At 37.0% G+C, this 22,032-nt stretch carries 27 protein-coding genes; 23 read left to right on the top strand and 4 right to left on the bottom strand.

Going from position 1 to position 22,032, the window contains the following annotated elements; translation table 11 throughout:
• The first annotated feature begins 15 nt into the window (after positions 1-15).
• The 14 genes from MT489_RS15630 to MT489_RS15575 all read left to right on the top strand — a co-directional run bounded on the left by MT489_RS15630 (position 16) and on the right by MT489_RS15575 (position 9,777).
• Positions 16-2,295 carry a tape measure protein gene (locus MT489_RS15630; RefSeq protein ID WP_244682492.1) on the top strand — a complete coding sequence of 760 codons (2,280 nt, stop codon included), beginning with the start codon at positions 16-18 and terminating at the stop codon, positions 2,293-2,295.
• A complete protein-coding gene (locus tag MT489_RS15625; protein WP_244682491.1) occupies positions 2,295-2,960 on the top strand; it encodes a LysM peptidoglycan-binding domain-containing protein in 666 nt (221 codons plus the stop codon). The genes MT489_RS15630 and MT489_RS15625 overlap by 1 nt, the downstream gene beginning before the upstream one ends.
• An 8-nt stretch (positions 2,961-2,968) precedes the next feature.
• On the top strand, positions 2,969-3,931 hold the full coding sequence (locus tag MT489_RS15620) for an XkdQ/YqbQ family protein (protein WP_244682490.1): 963 nt from the start codon (positions 2,969-2,971) through the stop codon (positions 3,929-3,931).
• On the top strand, positions 3,928-4,176 hold the full coding sequence (locus MT489_RS15615; protein ID WP_244682489.1) for a DUF2577 domain-containing protein: 249 nt from the start codon (positions 3,928-3,930) through the stop codon (positions 4,174-4,176). The genes MT489_RS15620 and MT489_RS15615 overlap by 4 nt, the downstream gene beginning before the upstream one ends.
• A gap of 2 nt (positions 4,177-4,178) precedes the next feature.
• Positions 4,179-4,592 carry a DUF2634 domain-containing protein gene (locus MT489_RS15610; RefSeq protein ID WP_244682488.1) on the top strand — a complete coding sequence of 138 codons (414 nt, stop codon included), beginning with the start codon at positions 4,179-4,181 and terminating at the stop codon, positions 4,590-4,592.
• Positions 4,582-5,640 carry a baseplate J/gp47 family protein gene (locus MT489_RS15605; RefSeq protein ID WP_244682487.1) on the top strand — a complete coding sequence of 353 codons (1,059 nt, stop codon included), beginning with the start codon at positions 4,582-4,584 and terminating at the stop codon, positions 5,638-5,640. The genes MT489_RS15610 and MT489_RS15605 overlap by 11 nt, the downstream gene beginning before the upstream one ends.
• On the top strand, positions 5,637-6,188 hold the full coding sequence (locus tag MT489_RS15600) for a YmfQ family protein (protein WP_244682486.1): 552 nt from the start codon (positions 5,637-5,639) through the stop codon (positions 6,186-6,188). The genes MT489_RS15605 and MT489_RS15600 overlap by 4 nt, the downstream gene beginning before the upstream one ends.
• Before the next feature lies 1 nt (position 6,189).
• The gene (locus MT489_RS15595) at positions 6,190-7,044 is read left to right on the top strand and encodes a hypothetical protein (RefSeq protein WP_244682485.1); all 855 of its coding nucleotides are present in this window, start codon (positions 6,190-6,192) and stop codon (positions 7,042-7,044) included.
• Positions 7,041-7,301 (top strand): hypothetical protein, encoded by a 261-nt coding sequence (locus MT489_RS15590; protein WP_244682484.1) that lies wholly within the window; start codon positions 7,041-7,043, stop codon positions 7,299-7,301. The genes MT489_RS15595 and MT489_RS15590 overlap by 4 nt, the downstream gene beginning before the upstream one ends.
• A complete protein-coding gene (locus MT489_RS22230; protein WP_280518654.1) occupies positions 7,294-7,422 on the top strand; it encodes a hypothetical protein in 129 nt (42 codons plus the stop codon). The genes MT489_RS15590 and MT489_RS22230 overlap by 8 nt, the downstream gene beginning before the upstream one ends.
• Before the next feature lie 34 nt (positions 7,423-7,456).
• Positions 7,457-7,588 (top strand): CD1375 family protein, encoded by a 132-nt coding sequence (locus MT489_RS22225; protein WP_280518653.1) that lies wholly within the window; start codon positions 7,457-7,459, stop codon positions 7,586-7,588.
• Between the two features lie 132 nt (positions 7,589-7,720).
• Entirely contained in the window at positions 7,721-8,074 is a 354-nt protein-coding gene (locus tag MT489_RS15585) for a hypothetical protein (RefSeq protein ID WP_244682483.1), read from the top strand.
• A gap of 68 nt (positions 8,075-8,142) precedes the next feature.
• Positions 8,143-8,625 (top strand): phage holin family protein, encoded by a 483-nt coding sequence (locus tag MT489_RS15580; RefSeq protein WP_244682482.1) that lies wholly within the window; start codon positions 8,143-8,145, stop codon positions 8,623-8,625.
• Positions 8,626-8,676: 51 nt separating this feature from the next.
• Positions 8,677-9,777: a GH25 family lysozyme gene (locus tag MT489_RS15575; RefSeq protein WP_244682481.1), complete on the top strand. Its 1,101-nt coding sequence runs from the start codon at positions 8,677-8,679 to the stop codon at positions 9,775-9,777.
• A gap of 82 nt (positions 9,778-9,859) precedes the next feature.
• On the opposite strand, the gene MT489_RS15570 is transcribed toward MT489_RS15575, so the two are convergent.
• Together MT489_RS15570 and MT489_RS15565 are read right to left on the bottom strand one after the other, a co-directional pair.
• Positions 9,860-10,258, bottom strand: coding sequence for a hypothetical protein (locus MT489_RS15570; protein ID WP_244682480.1), 399 nt, complete (start codon positions 10,256-10,258; stop codon positions 9,860-9,862).
• Complete coding sequence (locus MT489_RS15565) at positions 10,248-10,763, bottom strand: Panacea domain-containing protein (protein ID WP_244682479.1); 516 nt, start codon at positions 10,761-10,763, stop codon at positions 10,248-10,250. The genes MT489_RS15570 and MT489_RS15565 overlap by 11 nt, the downstream gene beginning before the upstream one ends.
• 242 nt (positions 10,764-11,005) lie before the next feature.
• Here MT489_RS15565 and MT489_RS15560 point away from each other — a divergent pair, with 242 nt between their 5' ends.
• Positions 11,006-11,218, top strand: a complete 213-nt coding sequence (locus tag MT489_RS15560) for a WYL domain-containing protein (protein ID WP_244682478.1) — start codon at positions 11,006-11,008, stop codon at positions 11,216-11,218.
• Positions 11,218-11,553, top strand: a complete 336-nt coding sequence (locus tag MT489_RS15555) for a YolD-like family protein (protein ID WP_244682477.1) — start codon at positions 11,218-11,220, stop codon at positions 11,551-11,553. The genes MT489_RS15560 and MT489_RS15555 overlap by 1 nt, the downstream gene beginning before the upstream one ends.
• Before the next feature lie 522 nt (positions 11,554-12,075).
• Here MT489_RS15555 and MT489_RS15550 read toward each other — a convergent pair.
• Positions 12,076-12,318 (bottom strand): DUF5316 domain-containing protein, encoded by a 243-nt coding sequence (locus MT489_RS15550; protein WP_244682476.1) that lies wholly within the window; start codon positions 12,316-12,318, stop codon positions 12,076-12,078.
• Positions 12,319-12,552: 234 nt separating this feature from the next.
• Between MT489_RS15550 and MT489_RS15545 the strand changes: the two genes are divergently transcribed.
• From MT489_RS15545 to MT489_RS15530, 4 genes are all read left to right on the top strand, one after another.
• Positions 12,553-13,332: a TetR/AcrR family transcriptional regulator gene (locus tag MT489_RS15545; RefSeq protein WP_244682475.1), complete on the top strand. Its 780-nt coding sequence runs from the start codon at positions 12,553-12,555 to the stop codon at positions 13,330-13,332.
• A gap of 105 nt (positions 13,333-13,437) precedes the next feature.
• A complete protein-coding gene (locus MT489_RS15540; protein WP_244682474.1) occupies positions 13,438-14,376 on the top strand; it encodes an alpha/beta fold hydrolase in 939 nt (312 codons plus the stop codon).
• A 642-nt stretch (positions 14,377-15,018) separates the two neighbouring features.
• Entirely contained in the window at positions 15,019-15,420 is a 402-nt protein-coding gene (locus MT489_RS15535; protein ID WP_244682473.1) for a cytidine deaminase, read from the top strand.
• Positions 15,421-15,495: 75 nt separating this feature from the next.
• Complete coding sequence (locus MT489_RS15530; RefSeq protein WP_244682472.1) at positions 15,496-16,398, top strand: aminoglycoside phosphotransferase family protein; 903 nt, start codon at positions 15,496-15,498, stop codon at positions 16,396-16,398.
• A 508-nt stretch (positions 16,399-16,906) separates the two neighbouring features.
• Here the strand turns inward: MT489_RS15530 and MT489_RS22220 are convergent.
• Positions 16,907-17,041, bottom strand: a complete 135-nt coding sequence (locus MT489_RS22220) for a hypothetical protein (protein ID WP_280518652.1) — start codon at positions 17,039-17,041, stop codon at positions 16,907-16,909.
• 473 nt (positions 17,042-17,514) lie between these two features.
• Between MT489_RS22220 and MT489_RS22475 the strand changes: the two genes are divergently transcribed.
• The 3 genes from MT489_RS22475 to MT489_RS15515 all read left to right on the top strand — a co-directional run bounded on the left by MT489_RS22475 (position 17,515) and on the right by MT489_RS15515 (position 22,014).
• Entirely contained in the window at positions 17,515-17,772 is a 258-nt protein-coding gene (locus MT489_RS22475) for a heterocycloanthracin/sonorensin family bacteriocin (protein WP_370876401.1), read from the top strand.
• 340 nt (positions 17,773-18,112) lie between these two features.
• Complete coding sequence (locus tag MT489_RS15520) at positions 18,113-20,074, top strand: putative thiazole-containing bacteriocin maturation protein (RefSeq protein WP_244682470.1); 1,962 nt, start codon at positions 18,113-18,115, stop codon at positions 20,072-20,074.
• Complete coding sequence (locus MT489_RS15515; RefSeq protein ID WP_244682469.1) at positions 20,074-22,014, top strand: TOMM precursor leader peptide-binding protein; 1,941 nt, start codon at positions 20,074-20,076, stop codon at positions 22,012-22,014. Before MT489_RS15520 ends, MT489_RS15515 begins: the two co-directional genes overlap by 1 nt.
• The last annotated feature ends 18 nt before the right edge of the window (positions 22,015-22,032 follow it).

The raw sequence follows: 22,032 nt of genomic DNA, 5'->3' as shown, positions 1-22,032 counted from the left end.
AGGCAGGTGATCTAATTGGCTGGAGTACAAACTACATTAGCACTTCAAGATAAACTAACTGGTCCACTCATGAAAATGATGCGGGCATTAGATAGCACCGTTCGTGTAATGGAGAAAATGGATGCTGCCACAAGTAACCTTGACCAAAAAAGTCTTGCTAGTGCAAGAAGGAACATATCTAATGCATCTGCAGACCTAGAGCGTTTATCCACTGCCTCGCAAAATGCAGGGAATAGTGCGAACAAAGCCGCAAGTCAACAAGATCGATTTAATAATGCAGTCAATCAAGGTTTACCCGGCATCGGAAAATTAACAGTAGGTATACTTTCCGCTGTCGGGGCTTATAAGATGTTTAATGCGGCCAAGAACTTCTTTACGGATACTTTTTCGAGAGGAGTAGAATTCCATGCATTTAAGCAATCTTCGGAGATAGCATTCACGACATTTTTAGGTGATGCAGAAAAAGCAAAAAAATACATGGATGATATGTACGCCTTTGCATTAAAAACACCCTTTGCTTACCCTGATTTGCTGGCATCGAGTAGAAATCTAATTGCATTCGGAATTGAAGCCGAAAAAACTTTTCCTATTATGCAAGCAATCGGTGATGCAGTTGCTGCTGTTGGGGGAAGTAATGCTGAAATGCAGAATATGGCTGATATATTCGGTATAATACAGGCGCAAGGCAGAATTACAGCAATGGAAGTCAATAGGCTTAGTAGCTATGGTGTCAACGCCTACGAGATTTTAGGAAAAGCTGCAGGAGTTTCCGCAAACGAGATGAAAAAGCAAATCTCGTCTGGAGCTGTTGGAGCAGGACAAGCTATAGCAGGACTAGTTGAGGGGATAAACCAAAGATTCGGTGGCTTAATGGAAGGTGTTAAGGGAACTTGGTCAGGAGCAATTGACTCAATGAACTCTGCAAGAAGGAATGTAGGCGTAAAACTAATGCAAGACTTTATGGAAGCAGAGGGACCTTTAGTCACTCTTGTAAACAATGTTACTGAATTCTTAAAGAAAATACCTATTTATATTGGTCCAGCTGTTTCTGCATTTCTACCGTTGATCGAAATGTTCAATAATACCTTTTCAGGGAATCGTTTTGATGGTATTTTATCTGCAATTGGAGCATCGATAACATTTACAGCAAATGTACTTTCATGGTTTGGTCAATTAGCTTTATGGGTTGCTGGAATTTTTGCGGATAATTGGTCATGGATTGCTCCCATTGTAACGGTTATAGGTAGCGTTCTTGCAACTTTCATTACACTTCTAATCACTTATTATTCTGTATTAGGAATTATTAGACTAGCAACTTTAGCTTGGGCTTTTGCACAAATGGAAGTAAACAAAGCTTTTCTTACAAACCCGATTGTTTGGATTATTCTAGCGATTGTCGCGGTTATAGCCTTAGTCATATACGCAATGGTTAATTGGGGCGAACAAACAGCTGCGGTCATGGGATTCATTGCCGGTATATTCATGGTTGCAGTAGCATTTATCGGGAATCTATTTGTAACACTAATTAATTTGGTTATTGATATCATAGCCGTCCTATGGAATCATTTTGCAAATTTTGCAGAGTTCTTCGCAAATGTATTTAATGATCCAATCGGTTCAGTTGTTCGATTATTTGCCGGAATGGCAGATTCAGTGCTTTCTATTCTAGAAGGAATTGCAAGTGCTATAGATTCACTTTTTGGTTCTAATCTAGCAAATGCAGTCAGCGGTTGGAGATCATCATTATCAGGAAAGGTTATTGATCTTGTAGGGGAAGCGAAGGTTAAAATACCAAGACTCGATCCAGGCTCAATGAAGCTGGACAGATTTGAATACGGTAAAGCATTTGATGCAGGGAATAAATTCGGAAAATCAGCATCTTTGGCAGCTACTGATAAACTAACCGGCGCAATGAATAAAGTCACGGGATTATTCGGTGATAAAAATACTCCTAATTCTGATATTAATGACATATCTAACCTAATGGACACACCATTAAATGCTAGCGATTCATCTCCAGGAGGAAAAGCAGCAAAGAATAATCCTACTGGAGGAAAATTAGATTCCATCGGGAAGATAAATGATGACATTAATATAGCCGACGAGGATATTAAACTAATGAGAGATTTGGCTGAAAAAAAATCGATCCAAAACTTTGTGACTCTGACCCCTACTGTGACTCTAACAGGTGATATGAATCTATCCGAAGAAGCAGATGTTGATGAAATCATTAAGAAAATCGAGAAGACATTGACTGATGATGTGGCACGTTCTGCAGAGGGGGTTTTCTCATAATGCATGGCATTTATTTTAGTGTAAATAACGACAAAGAAGGGTTTCAACTTCCTGTCAATCCTGAAAAAGTAGGCGTAACAAATGATGGAGATGGTGAAGAGTTTACAATTGCAAAGATCGGGAATGTCAATGTTCCTAAAGATGGTAAACTTAAAACCTATGAAATTGAAAGTTTCTTCCCTTCCCAGCAGTATTCTTTTGTGGTTACAAAAGCTAAAAATCCTGATTATTACGTTGACCGAATAGAAAAGTGGAAAGAAAACAAATGGCCCGTCCGTTTTATTTATATGGATGGGTCTTTCAAAATTAACGAACTTGTGACTGTTGAGAGTTTTAAGTATGACGAAACTGGCGGGAGTGCGGATGTAAATTTTACCCTTCAATTAAAGCAGTATAAAGATTTTAGTCCTGCTAAAATGAAGGTTGTAAAACCAAAAACCACAAATAAAGCGAAAGTAGTAACAAAAAAAACTCCACCTAGACAAACTAAGAAGCCGCAACCCAAAACCTATTCCTTGGTTAAAGGAGATAGTCTGTGGAAAGTTGCACAAAAGTTTTTGGGGAGTGGTACAAGATATCCAGAAATCGCAAAACTAAATGGTATTAAACCTAGTCAATATAGAAGGTTACCTATTGGATTGAAAGTAAAAATCCCGCCAAAGTGAGGGATAGTATGGAAGTTATGATTGATAATCGAAACGGAACTGTATGGGATATGCCTGTTTCTTCCGTTGAATGGAAGACAAGTAGGATAGGAAAAGCAGGATCTTTAGATGCAAAACTAATATTAAAAGATCCATTGAAACATCCGGTTAACAGTGGTGATGTCATCGCTGTAAAGGATGGCAGTTCAAAGATATTCTACGGGTATGTGTTTGAGTCAGGGATAAAGCATACAAGCGATGTAACCATAAAAGCTTTTGATCAACTAAAATATCTAATGTACAATGATACTTTTGTTATCCCGAGTTCAACGGCCACTGTTGCCATTAAGAAAATAGCAACTGATGCAAAATTAAAAATCGGTACTTTCGAAAATACAAGCTATAAAGTGCCTGGAATTGTTGAGGATGATAAAAAGGCACTTGATGTGGTTTCAAAGTTTTTAGATTCTACTCTAATAGCAACAAACCGAAACTACGTACTCTTTGATCAATACGGCTCTCTTACGCTCAAAAACATTAATAATATGAAAATAGCAGCAGACGACTTTTACATTGGTGAAAATAGTCTGCTTTTTGATTTTGATTATAAAAAGACCATCGACAGTGAGACATTCAATCGCATAAAGCTTGTACACGACAATAAAAATAGTGGAAAACGAGAGGTTTATATCGCCCAAGACAGTGCTAATATCGCCAAATGGGGAAGGTTGCAGTTGTTCAAAAAAGTTGATGAAAACATGAAATCCTCTCAGATTAAAGACTTGCTCGATCGGTTGATCAAATTTCATAACCGAGAGATGAAAACCCTAACTCTTAATTGTCTTGGAAATTGGAAGGTGAGAGCTGGTAGCTTTGTTTTGGTGTATATCGAAAAGCTAGGAATTAAAGAGTATTTTCTAGTGGATGAATGCACCCATAAATGGAACCAAGGAATCCACACGATGACTCTAGAAGTGAAGGTGATTAAATGAGTATGCTTGACATTGTGAAAGCGACGGCCGTTGGTGCTGTAAATGCTCAAAATCCCGTGAATGTATTATTCGGGACTGTCAGAAAAACAGGGCCGATTGAAATAGAAGTCCATCAGAAATTGATCTTAACGGATGAATTCTTGATAATGACAGAGTCTACAAAAGAGTTAAAAGGTGGAGATCGTGTAGTACTTCTTAGAGTACAAGGTGGCCATCAATTCGTAGTTATGGACAAGGTGGTGTAAGCATGGTGCTTCCAACTGGGGAAATCGTTATCGATGACGAAATAGACATCATTGATGATGAAGAACTCCCAACCAAAACATATTATTTAGACTTTGAAAAAGGACAATGTCTAGGTACGGTGGATGGTTTAAAAGCGATGGAACAGTCCATTTATAAGATACTCAATACCATTCGATTTGAACATCTTATATATTCAGATGACTATGGTTTTGAACCTATATTTGGGCAAGAAAGAATATTCGTTCAGATGGATCTACCTAGGCGAATAGAAGAAGCATTACTGCAGGATGAGCGCATTGCCTCAATTGAGGATATGTCTTTAGATTTTAAAGGCGATACGGTTTATGTAGAATTTACAGCCATAACCAATTATGGTGATGTGGCAGTGTTAAGAGAGGTGAGCAATGTTGTTTGAAGATCGAACGTTCGAAGCCATACGGGACGAAATGTTGGAGGCTGTCTCAGATGATGTAGATAAACGTGAAGGTTCTATCATTTATGACGCAATTGCCCCGGCCGCCTTAAAACTTGCTGAAATGTACAGTAATTTGAATGTCTTTTTGGATCTAGTATTTGCCGATACAGCGGATGGCGATTTTCTCGAAAGAAGAGCAGCTGAACTTGGAGTCTATAAAAAGTTTGCCACTCCTTCTATTAGAAAAGGAATTTTCAAAGATTCTAACGGCTTACCAATGGACATTCCAATTGGATGTCGTTTTTCTTTTGGAAATTTGACGTTCGAAACAATTGAAAAGATCACATCCGGTGAATACAAGCTACAAGCAGAAACACCTGGAATTATTGGAAACATCGGAAGTGGAACTATTCTTCCTATCGAACCGATTGACAACTTAGGAACTGCGGAAATTTCAGACGTTCTAATACCTGGTACTGATGATGAAACCGATGATAGTTTATACAATCGCTATAAAATCCGTACCCAAAAACAAGCCACAAGTGGGAATGCGTATCATTATGAGCAATGGGCTCTTTCAGTACCCGGTGTAGGCGGTGCGAAAGTGATTCCTACTTGGAATGGTCCTAACACAGTGAAAGTGGTTCTATTGAGCACAGATAAGAAGCCGGTTACTCCGAGTGTAGTTGATGAAACAGCTCAATACATTGATCAAGAAAGACCGATTGGAGCTATTGTAACGGTTGTGTCTTCAACTGAACTCCCTATTAATGTGTCTGCTAAGCTCACATTGGCAGCGGGAGCAACGATTGAAGATGTTACAAATCAATTTAAAGCAAGTCTTGCGGAATATCTTCAATCTATTGCGTTTGTCACAAATGGAAGCACGAAACAACCTGAACTGATTCGATATACTCGTATCGCTAATTTGCTTTTGGATGTTCCTCCAATAATCGATTATACAAATCTGTTTGTTAACGGTGGCACTGCAAACATTCAGCCGACAGCAGAACAAGTAGGGATTGTCGGAAACGTGGTGTTTACATGATTACTCTCGAAGAGATGAAAGATGAACTAAAGAAGGAGCTTCCTCGGTTTTATGAAGGGATTAAAGATTTCCAAGAATTGATAAAGGTAGAAGGAAAGGAATTAGCCAATCTTAATAACTTAATCGATGATGCGGTTGATCAACTGTTCATTGAAACGTCTACTTGGGGATTGGCTAGGTGGGAAAAGGTCTTTGGTATTATAACTGACGAATCGAAGCCTCTTGATCAGCGCAGGTCATTTGTAAAGTCGAAGATTCGCGGTGCGGGAGTGACCAATGTTGAATTGGTGAAGGAAGTTGCGGAATCCTGGTATAACGGGGAAGTCGAAGTGATTGAAGAACCTTCAAAAGTGTCCATTAAGTTCAATTCCAATTACGGTGTACCATCAAACTTACCAGATGTTCAGTCGGCTTTAAGAGAAATCCTTCCTGCTCATTTGTTCGTCGAATTCCTGTATAAGTATTTTTTAATAGGGGAAATTCACAATGTTAAGACTCTAGCAGAAATGGAAACTCTCACACTCGATAAATTCGCAGGAGGTGCTTAGTTTGGCAAGTAACACAGAACAGTTAGGATTATTAAAGAAAGATCCTGTTGTAGATGCAAATGATACGTTCAATATCGAGACCATGTTGAATGAAAACTGGGATAAAGTAGACGATTTTGCAAAGACGGTTGATGAACACTTGGCGGAAAGATTGCAGGACGGAGTGCATGGATTAGCGACTACTCAAAATATCATTTATTATGTCGATGCAGTAAAAGGTAATGACAATAATAATGGTTTAACAAAAGATACTGCTTTTAAAAACATACAGACAGCGATTGATAAATTACCTAAAAATATTATGCATGATGTACGAATTAGGGTGTTACCTGGTGATTATTCATCACAAGGAATTATCGAAGTTCACGGATTTCGTTCCATGAGAAGTCTTTTATCATCAGTTAATGATTTTAAAATAATCGCATTTGATGGAGATGTTGAAATAACAGATATAGCTAAAGCGATTAATTATAAAGTATATGCAATAAGAGTTACAAATTGTCATGCTACCGTTTCGGTATCGTCATTTTACCCTACTAATACTGACTATGCTTTTGGTTTAGGCGTGGACTCAAGTGCCCGCGTATTATTCATGTCTTGTATGGATTCCGTTTCAGCTAGTCGAGATGGTATTTTTGCAAGTGCTAGTCGGGTGGAAAACCATGGTTGTAGTTTAAGTAATAAAGCCTTTGCCATATCGTCAAGGCGTAGCGCACACGTCTATTCCGCGGCTAGTAGTGGAAGTCAAAACCAAGTAGCTTTATATGCTACTGAGGGCGGTGTTATCTCGAAAAGGACAGGTCAACCCTCTGGTACAACAGCAGAAAGAATAGATAATGGGGGTGCTATACGATGAAGAATTTAATTGCTTATGGTGAGGTATTCGAAGCTGAAAAAATAGTTAAATCCGATACTTCTATTATTGGATATATAGGTAATTCGGAAGTATTTGCTTTTCGTGGCATTAGTGATTTTTCACAATTTCAACTTGATAAAGGGCAAAAATGGGATATTGATGAAATCGAACGAATGCGGTTAGATCAAGCTCAAGCCAATGCCGAACTTTTTGAGATGATGTTAATGCTGACTGGAGGCATGTCCCCTAATGTTTAACGAGAATAGTAAAATTGTACAAGATTATGTGTTGCTAATTCAAAATGGATTAAAAACAATTGACGACGTACCGAACTTCCATAATCTACGTGAGGTCGTTTCAAGTGTTCTTGATAATTAAACTATTTTATACATTCATAAAGGAGTTGCTGAAAATGACATTTACTACTGATAGTTCAATCGCAAAATCATATGCTGTCTTAATCTTGGCGGGTAAATATACAATGGATGATGTTCCGAATGTCGGTAATTTACGTGAAGTCGTAGAACAAATACTAACTTCCTGATAACCATTAGGATCATTAAGCGCAATAGTTCAATAGTAGTTTAGTAGCAAATATTCCCTTTTTTGTCGTATGATGGTGAAAGGGGAGGGGATTAACATAGAACATAGAAAACTAAAAAACTCGGAACTAAGTATGCTTGCTAACTTTTTAGAATCCCTAAAGGCTGAAAATGTAAATGTGTTTTGGGATTGTTTATCTAGTAATTGTATAAAGGAGATAACTTCATCATTTGAAAACTTTAATGATGAAGTTAAACTCCAATTACTTAGAATGGTAAAAGAAAATTTCGGAGAAGAACTAGATTCGCTCGGTATCGGAAATATAATTAGATTTAAAGATAAGGAAAGAACAAAAGGATATGCTTTTCTTCAGTCCAACGTAAAAACAAATATTTATTATATGACAGAGTCAAATATAAAGGGTACAGAATTGCCGTTGGAATTGGATAAAGGGGCATATAAGATCACATTATTGAAAGATGAATAGCGATTAATCAGAAAGCATCTCGGGCGAGGTGCTTTTTTTTATATTTCAAATAAAAGGGGTTGGATGTATTGAAAATTGATCTTGGAATATTCGATTTAAGTAGCGTAATGAACATTAGAAATGGAGTCGCTGCATTCTCTAGCGGGTTTGTAGGCACTACTTTAAACAGAGTGTACGGTGGAGATCTTCATATCTGGTTTGTACTAGTGCTAGTGTTTGCCATTGCGTACGACTGGATTGCAGGGAGTGCTGCAGCTAAAAAAGACGGGACATATGCAAGTGCTTATGGGATTCAGGGCATTATGCGGACAGCGGTCCTACTTTCTTTACCCGCATTTGGTAGCATGTTAGATATTATTTTTAGAGCACCAGGAGTATTTTTCTTCGTATTTTGGGGCGGAATTCTATTTCACACATTAACGTCCATGACCGCAAATTCCAAACGTGCAGGATGGGATAGGTGGATTCCCTTATGGGCGATTGATTGGGTAGCAAGTGAAATTGAAGCAAAAGTAAAAAGATCGAAAGAAAGAGAAAACAAAGCAGGGTGACGCAAAGTGTTGCTCTTTTTTTATATAAAAATATGAGGAGGAAACTAAAAAATGGGAGTAATTATTGATATATCTCACCATCAACCACCTAGCTCAATCAACTATGATAAATTAGCGAAGCAAGTGGACTTAGTTATCATACGTACACAGTATGGATCTAATACATTGGACAGGCACTATAAGACGCACCATAAGGAATTTCAAAAACGTGGTGTTCCAACTGCTGCTTATGCGTGGATTCGTGGTAAAAACGTTGCTGACATGGAGAAGGAAGCGACTGACTTCTATAATCGAACAAAGGAGTTTAATCCTTGTTTTTGGTTCCTTGATGTTGAAGAAAAAACAATGGCTGATATGCGTAAAGGTACTAGTGCGTTCTTAAAGAAATTACGTTCTCTTGGTGCTAAAAAAGTAGGTATTTATGTTGGCCACCACCTTTACAAATCTTTTAATCTTGATTTGTCGGAAGCTGATGCTGTGTGGATTCCTCACTATGGTAAAAACAATGGAACTGTTAACAGTAAACCTGCTTATCCTTGTGACATTCACCAATATACTGATAAAGGAAAATTAGATGGTTATGGTGGTTATCTTGATTTAAACAGGATTATCTCTAACAAAAAGTTGGAGTTTTTTACTGGAAAAGCTGAAATAAAACCTGTGACAAAGCCTGTTGAGCCAACAAAACAACCAGCACCTAATCAATCGAATCAACAGAATTATGCAAACTTACCTATATCCGGTACCACTTACCCAGTTGCAAAAGATACTGCAGGTTATGTAACTGCTGCAGATGCAAAAGCAGGGAAAAACCGCAAGAACACTGTTAAGGCGGGTAATTACTTTGTCTATAACACTAAAGACGACATGATAAATGTCACACCTAGAAACGGAACACCTGGTTCTTGGATAAATCCTGCAGACAACAAGGCAGCAGAATCCACAAAGAACAAAACTTTCCGTATTCGTGTAAAGGCTGCGGAATTGTGGTATTACAATCACCCAGACTGGAACGCAAAGAAAGCTACAGTTAAAAAGGGTGAAGTCTTAACAGTGGTTGATACTTTATCGGTGAATAGATCCAAAATGTACAAGCTTATATCTGGTAACTACATTACAGCTAATACTCAGTATGTAGAGATTGTTAAATAGATTGTTCTGTAAAAATTGGTACAAAAATAAACCCTTGGATCATAGGTCATTTTCGACAGATTCAAGGGTTTATTTTTAAATGTTAAAAAAGTGAGATTGCAAAACCTTCAAACTTCTCTTTTATTTCCTCGTATACTTTTGGATATAAATCTTTTAATGACGATATTTCGCCGTTATGTATCAAATCAAGAGAATAGATAGTTGTCATCTTATGTGTCCTTACATATGAAGGGTCATGAGTTAAATTAAGATTCTCATGATCTTGTTTTGTTAATTTAATGTCAAACGCATCGTGGATATTAGAAGAAACACTTATCTTGGAAATGGGTAAAACGGTTAAATCGCAGGGGAGTGTTTCTTTTTCTGCACCGACTATTAATAATGGTCTTCTTTTAAACTTATAACCTCTTGTTCTTGGATCGAAATAACTAAATCTAGATTTATAAATTTTTCCAATTAGATGATGAGATTTATTGGACATGCACGTCCCCCTCATCATCTTCGAATTCGTCGAGGAACATTCCCCACTGATGATCATATTGACGAACCTTCTCAGCATCTACTTTGATATCGTCAACTGAAATCACTTTATCACCAGGTTCATTATCTTGTAATCCTTCGCGGCTTTTCTTCCAGCAATATTCCTCATGTGTAAGATCTCTCAAAGACCATGTTTCATACTTTGCATATTGATCAATAACATTGTCAATGATATATTTTTTGAATTCAGGTAAAACCTCTATTTCCTCAGTGGAGATTGGTGAGTAGTCATCTTCAAAGAAAAACCTTATTTCAGGGATTACAGGACCATGAACCCAACCTTGGATATCCTCATCATACAAAGTTTCCCCATATAACGCCAATGATTCTCGTTGTGCAAGATACAACATCTTTTGGAGTTTTAATTCGCTATTCTCAAAATGTGAACTTGTATATTTTTCATAGGCATAGACAAGATATTGAGCAAGTTTCCTAATCTCTGACATAAAATTCCCTCCTTATGAAAAAAATTTACGTTTAACTTTGTTATACACAATATACACCTAATGGTTCCTAAATGATACATAAAGTAACTAAATGTTAACAAAATGACTAAATTTTTGCATATAATCGTATAAAAACCTAATTAAAATAAACATAAACTGATTTCCCCTCAATTATTTTCCACTTGCATATCAAACGTATGTTTGCATACAATAAATAAAAACATACGTTCGGGGTGATTGCTATGAATGGGATATTAAACCGTGCAGCTGGAACTGATCAAAGAATAGAACTAATCTACATAAACAAAAATAATCAATTATCTAAAAGAATAATCAAAGTGCTTTCTGTCACGGATCAGGCGATAAAAGCTTATTGCTACACGAAACGACATTTCCGTACATTCAAATTAGAAAATATCCTTTCGGTTGGACCAATCAAAAGGAGGTCTGCATAATGGGTATAAAAGACAGAGGCATGAAAAAATGGCATGGTTTTATGATGCCTGAACATATCGGAGAATTACATCAAATGTATGAAGACTACGAAAAAGAGAAAAAGCCAATCCTGGATGACTTCCAACTTAGGGAAATTGACGAAAAGTTAGCTGTAGCTCAAGAGTTTAATCTTCCAGTTATTTTTGAATTGTGGATAGATGGATTTTTCGAAGATGCAGAGGGCAGAGTGCAAAATGTAGATAATCTTAATAAAGTCGTTTGGATCACTGAATGGAACGGAGATTTACAAAAGATAAATATGGATAATGTTGTTGGTGTAGAATTTAAAGATTGAACCTTCTATCATGAGAGGTTTCTATTTCATATTAATTAATGTATAATAACTTCAAATCGAGATGAAGTATAACTTAAGTAGCAGCATAGGTCAAAGCTTTAATAAAAGAGACCATTAAATGACCACATAAAAAATAAAAATTAATATATTTGTATATAAAAAACATCAATTAATAAATGAAGATTAACGTTTTAGTACTTCTTATATAAGAATATATAAGGAGTAAAAAGTGATAGTGATATGGGCGGCATGATGTAATAAGGTGTAAAACCTTGTTATATCAACGTCTAAAACGATAATATGCTTTTCTTGTCCTCGTTATTTATCTCTAAGTTAGCCGGGATAAGAAGGCAATTAAATAGAGAAGGTCTTTCATTCAGTTTCCTAAACTGTTGGGGGGCCTTTTCTTCCGTATATGATCTTAGAAGTGATTTTTCCACAAGTGATAAATTGTTCCATAACACCTGTACTGATATGTAAGAAGATCTTATTATTAGGTAGCAGAAATGGTATTCTCAATCTTTAAGGAAATACATAATAAAGTAAACCAGAAGTGATTATGTTAGGCAAACCAATAAGGAGGGTAATTAATGTTCTCCTATTTCTTTCCGTTCTGTCTTCTTTTGATTCAGTTGCAAAATTTGCTCTCATTCTGTCTCCACTTACCATTGAACCCGACGTTATTATTGAAATCCCTACAAAGATGAATCCTATACTTCCCGTGACTAAATATGCTTTTTCAATCCCAAAAAGAAAATACTTCAAGGTTATTCCTCCTCTACCGAATTATGTTACAACTCAATACTTATTTATAAATGTTACCATAAATATCCAGTCATTTTTGATATAATTAGCGTATCTACCTGCAATCTTAAGTTGCCTCACTTTTCCAGATTTTATAGTTGAAATTTTGAAAACAAGGTATACAATTGAAAAAGAATAAATATATAATAAATACATACTTATGGGTATCTTTTTGAAGTATTCGAGGTGAAATGAATGAAGCCACACGATAGAATTATGGCTGCAGTAAAGGAGATAGCCGATAAGAGTCCAGCTGATAAAATTACCTTTGCTGACATAGCTAAAAGTGCAGGGGTTCATTGGACTACAGTGAGACGTCACTTTGGGAGTAAAGAAACGATGAGGGAAAAAATCATCAACTTTCAAGTATCTAGCCAAAAAACTTTTCTAGATACTAAAACAAAAATATTGGATTCAGCAAACAAGGTATTTGGAAAATATGGCTACGAAGGTGCTACTCTAGATTTAATTGCCGAAGACGCAGGAATGACAAAAGGAGCGGTTTACTGGCATTTTTCTAGCAAAGGTGATTTATTTATTGAGTTAATAAACAAAAGCCTGAGAGATTTAATAAGTGAACTCCCGTCACAATTAGAAGCAGTATTTCAGTTCCCGGAACCTGAAACTGCTCTAAATTCACTTCTTAAGAGCCAATTTCAAGTTTGTGAAGAAGAAAATGACGACCAGCCAACCTTATTTTTTGAATTCATTTCGCAAAGGCGAGATACGGAAGTAAAAGAAAAATTAAATGAAGCTTTTGCAAATTTATTTGCTGAGACAGCAAAAATTTTAAGGAAGCTGCAAAAAAGAGGTTTGATTTCAGAAAATGTAGATTCTGAAGCTTTATCGGTTACTCTGCATGGATTGATAAATGGAATGGTGCTTATGTGGACTGTTTCGCCGAGAGCAGCTCCCCTTACCCAATTGGTAGATTCTATTTCAAAAGTTATATGGGAAGGAATTAAGCCAAACTAATACCCGATTCAATCGGGTAATCTTTTGCAATGTAACATACCTATAAGTATGGTAATAAAATACTTTGAAGAAGTTATTATAATTATGAAGTTGAGGTGGAAGAAAATGTTTATTACTATTGGGATTTTAATTCTTCTAAGCTTAATAGGTTTGTATTTTTATAATCAGTACCAGTTTAACAAGGCCAAAACAGCTTATCCTCCAAAGGGAGATTTTATTGAAGTTGATGGAATAAAGCTTCATTATCTAAGTAAAGGCTCAGGAAAGCCAGCTGTTTTCTTACATGGAGGTGTCCTTTCAAGCGAGGATTTCTATGAGGTAATAGAATTGGCGGCAGCAAGTGGGTATAAAGCTATTGCATTTGATCGTCCGGGTTACGGATACAGTGAAAGGCCATCAAATGAGGAAGTTACACCTGTTACTCAAGCTCGGTACATTCATCTTGCATTAAAAGAATTGAATATAACAGAACCAATTATTCTCGTAGGTCATTCTTGGAGTGGAACAATGACTTTGTCATATGCTCTGCAATTTCCCGAAGATGTTTCTGGTCTTGTTATCTTAGGGGGTGCTATGTATAAAGAAGGATATCCTGCTGAAAATGGTGATATCCTTTCAAAAATAGTTACGACACCTGTTGTGGGTGATATTATTATGAATACTTTATTAGCAACACCACTTGGGAAAAACATGGGGAAAGTATCAACAAAGCAAACCTTTTCACCCGAAGAACCACCTGATGGCTATGAGGAAAAGCTTCTTGCCATGTGGGGAAGACCGGGGCAATTTAAAGCAAACAGAGAGGATATTCGGGTGTTCCCAAAAACCTCGAAAGAGCTCAGCCCACATTATCCTAAAATAAAACAACCGACTATTATTGTAGTAGGAGACAAAGACCCATTTGGTACTATCTCAATGGGTGAAAGGCTTCATAGGGACCTTTCAAATTCAATGATTTTAAAGTTACCCAATGTAGGTCATATGATTCCAGAAAACCATCCAGTGAAAGTATTAGATGCTATAGAACTCTTGAAAACTTTTTAACCGAGTGCTACCATTTAGCTATCGCCATCCCCTAAAAAACAGTAAATCGCCGTTAAGGATATTACAATAAGCAATATATAACACCATGAATTACCACACTTTTTGCACCTCTCATTAACGATACTACACACTTTCAGTTCACGGACAGCATGATGCAATTCTAGATAATAAAAAAGTTATATTTCCGTGAAAATATCACATTCTTTTAAAAAATGCATTTTTATAGGATCGCATTTCGTAAGATGCCTCTATAGAGTCCTTCGACTTTATTGGAGGCATCTTTTTGCATTTTGTTTGTTAAATGCAAATTTTTCCGTGTTTTTATGTCAGGTGATCACTAGATAAGTATCCCTTAAGCTGATCAGTCGTAATAATTCATATTCACATACTTAAAGTATTGGATAAGTAGCTTAGATTGGAGCTTAATGTCTGAGGAGAAAATCATTCAATCTTTTTCCCGATTTATATAATTTCCAGGCTTTTGATAATAAAAATTATTGCCTTCTATTCGGTTATATTAGAGGAACTATTGCTTAGATTATAGAAATAGAAACGTAAGGTATTGAACTTTTGAAGCAGGATATTGCAAGAAACTAAATTCCGTTAAGGTATCAATATAGAAAAAATTAGGGGAATAAAAAAATGGACATTGAACAAAAACTTTATCAAGCAGCAATAGATTTACTGGAAAAGAGATATTCTTCTGGTTGGGGTGGAGCTGCAGCAATGTATACGGAAGACGGTCAAATTTTAACAAGTGTAGCACCAGATGTTATCAATGCTTCAACTGAATTGTGTATTGAAACTGGTGCAATTCTTGAAGCACATAAACTAAATACTAAGGTTACTCATACTATTTGTGTTGTAAAAGAGGATGAGCATTCTAAATTTACCGTTTTAACTCCTTGTGGAGTATGTCAAGAAAGGCTTTTTTACTGGGGGGAAAATATAAAAGCAGCTGTAACAAATCCAAATGGTAAATTAGAATTTAAAACATTAAAAGAAATACAACCCTATCATTGGTATAAAGCCTATAAAGATTAATTTTAATTTTTCATAGAAAGATTATTATTTAAGGTTATTTATTAGTTCTCAAAGTTTAATAACAGGGGTGAGAGCATGATTGAAACACTAACCAATCAGATTCCATTAATAAGCAATTGTAAGGAAATTATTCAGATTAAAAAGGGGGCTTCTTCAGATGAAAAATATTTAATAAATCTTGAAAACAAAAAGGTCCTTCTTCGAGTGTTTAATCATGATGAGTTAAATTCTAAAAAGATGGAATATTCAATTCTAGAAAAAATGCAGGATTATAATGTTACTTGTTCTCAACCAATTTCTATTGGTACGGTTAATAATCAAGGGTATATAATTACAACTTACATTGAAGGAAAAGATGCTGAGGATGAACTACCTCAATACTCAGACCAAGAACAATTTAATATCGGTATTGAGGCTGGGAAAGAACTAAGAAAAATGCATCAATATACTGCTCCAAACCATGTCACTTCTTGGTATTTAAGAAAAAAGGAAAAGCATAAGAAATATTTAGATGCTTACTTAACATGTGAGATAAAAATTAAGAATGACAAAAAAATAATGGATTTTATTGAAGAGAACATTCACCTTATGAAACAACGTCCCAATATATTTCAACATGATGATTTCCATGTTGGGAATATCATCGTCAATAATAAAAAATTCGCTGGAGTTATAGATTTTAACAGGTATGATTGGGGAGATCCAATTCATGAATTCCTTAAAATCGGCATTTTCAGTCGGAAAGTAAGCATTCCTTTTTCAATAGGTCAAATTAGAGGTTATTACAATAATATTGAGCCCGATGAATATTTTTGGAGGTTATATTCACTATACCTAGCAATGTGTGTATTCTCTACTGTAATTTGGACTATAAAAACTATTCCTGACGACATAAATGACATGTTAGATAAAGTTTACATGTTTTTGGAAGATCATGATTACTTTAGTAGAATAAAACCTAAGTGGTATACTTTTTAACTTAAACAGCGCTTTAATCAAATAAGGATAATTAACCTTATATATATATTCCAATCTTAAATATAAAGGAGTAACTCCATTTTAATCACACTTTTTTAAAATGGAGTTTTTATATTTGTTATTGAATTGTGGTTAATAAAGAGTTGAGTCCATTAATATCCAGAACTATACCTAATAATACGATGAATTATTGTTTGTCCTCGTGTATGTCCTCTTAAAGTTTTCATCAAGATAAAATACGTTTAAAGGAATCAAAATAAAACATAAATATATTAAGTGTTTTTATTCTTATTTTGTTAGATTTATAGTACAAAATAATGGGCGGCATGATGTAAGGATTTTAAGAGCTTACATTTGAGAAGTGGTTATTACCATTTTTCATCCATTCTGAGACTACTCACGTAAATGATTTTTCTCTAAAGTATATACTACTTCCTAAAAACAAGGAGGTAGTCTTTTTTATGTTGTTGAAATTTGCTAATCAAGATTTTAAATTGTTACTTGTGTATCAGTTCTTTGCGTTTGCCGGCCCGTTTTGAAAAAGCACAATTAACATCTTCAATAAAAATAAAGTCATCAGGACCACCATTTCTTTACGCCGTGCAAATTCTTGGATGTAGGCTTTTTGAAATTCTACACGCATTTCGCTCCCTCTTTAGTTTCTTATTCTAGGAGGCTATTGAAAATAAATAGTGATAAAGTTCCTGTTTAAATGGTTTGTCGGTTTCTTGATGTACTGTGGTTGCTTTGTACTCATGACACAAGCCTTCTTTCCTTTAACCGTTTAATTTCCCTCTCGGTATTGATGCGAATTTTATTTGAAGGTGTATTGGTTTTTGCTGTTTTCATGTTGTACGTTTCTCCTGAAGTTTTATTTTGTTTCAGTATTTATCCACCAACAGAAAGGATTCCACGGAAAAAAACAGTAGATAAATATTGGAAGGGGAAAGAATAGGCTCTATGTTTAGTGACAGAGACCTAAAAGTAAACATAATTTGTTGAAGAGAGTATTCATCATAACTAATGAATTCTATAGACAAAACTGGCATTGACTTTTCCACTCTCTATTCATGTTTAACCTAAATAATATAATCCAATGGGGAGGTAAGTAATAAAATGTTACAAAATGAGCTACAAGGGTTGGGAATCGACCCTTACCAAGTTGGTCAGTTAGTTCCTCTGGATCTTCAAAGCCAAGACCCGTATATGATGAGCAGGCGTTGTGGAGGCTGTGGCTTCCGATGTGGAGGCTTTGGCTTCCGATGCGGTGGCTGTTTCGGCTTCCGATGTGGAGGCTGTGGAGGCTGTGGAGGCTGCTTTGGTTTCAGCTGTTTCGGCATTGGCTTCGGTTTTGGCTGTTTCGGTTTTATTTAATGGTTTTGGCAGTTTGAGCTGTTTGGCGCCGTGTAATTCCCTTAAGGAAACATTAAATACTGTAAATCAAAAATGCCCTTGCGTAATTTCTCGCAGGGGCACTTCTTAAATTTAAAGAAAGTATATTACTTTGAGAATTGTCCAGCTCCGCTCTCCGTCCTATGATAAGTCTACATTGAATCGCCACCGGCTCTTCGTGTTTCCATTATCTCAGTTGGTGCCTCTAGGCCATATTCCGCTGAACAGGGCGCTTCCGCTTTTCTTTTTATCATATTGGACAAAAAATCGGACATAAACTGATAGTGCATAATTTGTACGATTATGAATAAGGAGGAGCTGAATGACAAAACTTAACTCGTCCTCACGTATAAAGCTCAAAAGGGATACTTTTTTTCTTCCAGATTCAAATGGCGGTGTGTATTTTAGAAACAACTTAAACTCATTCCGGATGGAGGGTAATACAATCTATCAGTGGATTGAAAAATTGCTTCCAATGTTCAATGGTGAGTATACGATGGGGGAATTAACAATGGGATTAACTGCCCCTTATCGCGATAGGGTGTACGAAATTGGAGAAACGTTGTACAGCAATGGTTTTGTTCGGGATCTAAGTAAAGATTCTCCCCATCAATTAAATCAAAATGTTCTTGAAAAATATGCTTCACAAATCGAATTTATAGAGAATTTTATGGAATCTGGTGCGTACCATTTTCAAGAATACCGTAAGGCGAAAGTCCTGGCTGTTGGCTCTGGCCCCTTTATGGTTTCATTGGCTTCCGCTTTAATCGAATCAGGTCTTGCCAAATTAAATGTTATGGTCACAGATTCCATTCCTACCAATTGGCAGAGGCTAAATGAACTGGTGCAAAATGCTCGTAAGACCGATTCTGAAGTTGAAATCAAGAATGTACCCTTTCATAAAGACGCGGGGAGCAGTTTCTGGAAGCAAGCAGTTCAGCCTTATGATTGGATTCTATACGTCTCGCAGGATGGCAATATAAATGAGCTAAGGGATCTTAATCTGGTTTGCAAAGAAGAAAAGAAGGCATTTATGCCAGCCATCTATTTAGACCAGGTGGGGCTATCTGGTCCATTTGAACAACCGGATACAGATAGATATTGGGAGACCGCATGGCGCAGAATCCATCACTCAGTACTAAAAAAAGATCGGCCGTCTCAATCCTTCTCTTCAACAGCAGGATCGATTTTGGCAAATGTTTCCGTATTCGAATTATTCAAAAGGGCTACAGGGATTGCAGATTCCAATGAGAGTCATCAAATTTACATGCTTGATCTTGAAACCCTTGAAGGAGACTGGCTTTACTTCATCCCGCATCCATTGGGTACGTCCAAACGTGAAACTCCAAGACTGGTGGAAGATTTTGATTTACGCCTCGAACAGGAAAAGGACAGAAATGAATCAACGAGTAACCTCTTAGAGTATTTCAATCGGTTAACGTCAGAAGAAATAGGGATTTTTCATACCTGGGAGGAAAGAGATTTACCCCAACTTCCACTTGCACAGTGCTATGTTCAAGCAGTTAACCCCATATCAGAGGGACCTGCAGAACTACTTCCTGAGGTTGTCTGTGGAGGACTATCACATGAGGAAGCAAAAAAAGAGGCCGGGCTGACTGGCATTGAAATGTATGTTTCACAAATGATAAATTTGCCTGATATGGGATACAAACATCAGAAAAATAAGGTAGGTACGAACATACCTGAGGAATTTATAGGCATCGGTGCTGGAGAAACAATCGCAGAGGCTGTTTGCAGAGGCCTTCAAGTATATTTAGGTGAAGAATTGCAAAAAAGAAAGGTCGATCAGCAGAGTAGGGTTTATCGAATTAAGTTGGGAACCGTAGAAGATAAGCGATGCAGATTTTATTTTAATGCCCTGACTACCTTAAATGGCGCTCCAATAATTGGTTTAAAAGAGGATGTTCTAGGCTTCCCTGTGGTATGGGTAAGGTCGAATCACCGTTGGTACACCTGCTCAGGTTTAAATACCACATTGGCATTACGAAATGCATTGGAACAAGCACTTTTGGATGCTCAAAACCAAGTGAATTCTACAGTAGAGCAAGAGATGGGGCCAGCTGTTATTCTGGAAAACAACGAAAACAAATTGGATATCCCATCTTGTGATGAAATGACGTCTAGGGAGCTATTACAATCGTCAATTCAGGTATTGAAGCGGAATCGCATGCGGCTAGTAATCTATGACCTTGCCTCTGAGCCTTTTTTAAAACAAGAACTGGCTGGGGTGTTTGGTGTTAAGGTACAAGAGGAGGGATCCTAATGGCTGCTCATATACTTATAGATGGTGAGGGGTTATTAGCGGATTATGTTGATGATCAATTGTCTCCAAGCTATTTTGTTGGACGCCAAAGTATTCTTGAAGAGGTTCCCGAAAATACAAAATTAGTTCTTGTACTGCACGATACCTGGAAACCAAACGTTCATCAAAAAGCCGAAGAGAGGTTAAGGACACTAGGTATTCCGTGGCTTCGAGGCTTCGTTTCGTTTGGTGAAGGAATCATTGGTCCATTTGTACGACCTGATGTACCGGGATGTTCTCGCTGTGCTGATATACGACTTTTGTTAGCTGGACCTGATCGCCAAGAAAGTTTGGGGTTGCGTATGAAATTGGCAGCAAGTGAAGGTTTACTCCGTGATGCATGGGTATCACGAACCGGACTATCGCAAATGGCGAACTTGATTAGCAACGAAGTGATAAAGATTCTTCAAGGAGAACAAAGCTCCTTAGGAGAAAGGATGTTCATTACAAATCTGAAAACGTTAACGATCTCCAGCCACTTTTTCTTACCAGATTCGTTGTGCCCTATATGCAGTCTAATACCTAAAGACATACCTGAATTGGCTTACATTAAGTTAGAACCTAACCCTAAATTGAATCCTGCTGGTTACCGATGCCGTTCGATGGATGATTTAAAAGACGTGCTAGTCAAAGATTATCTGGATTATCGTACTGGGATCATGAATGGGAAAATGCAGGATTTTAGGCTGCCGTTCGCTGACGTTGTAGTGAACATGCCGTTGCTTGTTGGGGATGAGGGAGTAGCGGGTAGAACTAATTCTTATGAAATGAGTGAGCTAACTGCTATTTTAGAGGGTTTGGAGAGATATTGCGGAATCGAACCTCGAGGCAAAAGGAAGGTAGTTCGTGATAGCTATCACAATTTGGCGGATAAAGCATTAAATCCTGCAAAGGTAGGTTTGCATGAAGAGGAGCAGTATGCAAAACCACAATTTCCATTTAAACCATTTCATCCTGATCAACCAATGAATTGGGTCTGGGGATATTCATTTTTACAAGAACGCCCTATTCTCGTTCCGGAGTTACTGGCCTATTACAGTTTGGGATATGGAGAAGGATTTGTTTATGAGACTTCCAACGGCTGTGCATTAGGGGGGAGTCTAGAGGAGGCTATTTTCCATGCCATTATGGAGGTCGTTGAGCGAGACTCATTCTTATTAACCTGGTATGCACAACTCCCTCTTCCCCGCCTTGACCTTAGTTCTGCGAACGATAAAGAATTGCAGTTGATGGTTAGCCGGATTCGTGAAGTCGCTAATTATGACCTGCTTTTTTACAATGCGACAATGGAACATGAGATTCCGTCCGTTTGGGCAGTGGCAAAAAACAGGGGATCCAAGGGTGCAAACCTCATTTGTGCAGCTGGAGCTAATCCTGATCCTGTAAAGGCAGTAAAAAGTGCGATTTACGAGCTTGCAGGAATGATGTTTAGGCATGACGAAATCTTGGACAAAAATAGACAGAAATATGAAGAAATGTTACAGAATCCGTTTGCTGTACGTACCATGGAGGACCATGGCATGCTTTACGGGCTAAAAGAAGCAGAGGAGAATTTAAGTTTTCTATTGAATGAAAATCGTCCTTTAAGTACATTTGATGCGGAATTTAAATGTCCGCCGGTGAATGCTGATTTGAAAGATGATGTTGAGGATATTCTAAATAAGTTCCGAAAGTTAGATATGGAAGTCATTGTGGTTGACCAAACATCACCAATAACCAAAAGGAACGGCTTATTTTGTGTAAAGGTATTGATTCCTGGAATGCTGCCAATGACCTTTGGGCATCACCTTACACGTATAAAAGGTCTTGAACGGGTACTCACCGTACCTGTGAAACTCGGATTTAAAAAGCACCCGTTAACTTATGAACAGTTGAATCCAAATCCCCATCCTTTTCCATAACTGTAAGAGTAGGAGGGT

Origin of the sequence: Lederbergia wuyishanensis (assembly GCF_022900255.1) — a bacterium.
GTDB classification, from domain to species: Bacteria; Bacillota; Bacilli; order Bacillales; family Bacillaceae_C; genus Lederbergia; species Lederbergia wuyishanensis.
Note: the sequence above shows the minus strand (reverse complement) of the source record. Positions and strands in the feature narration are given on the sequence as shown.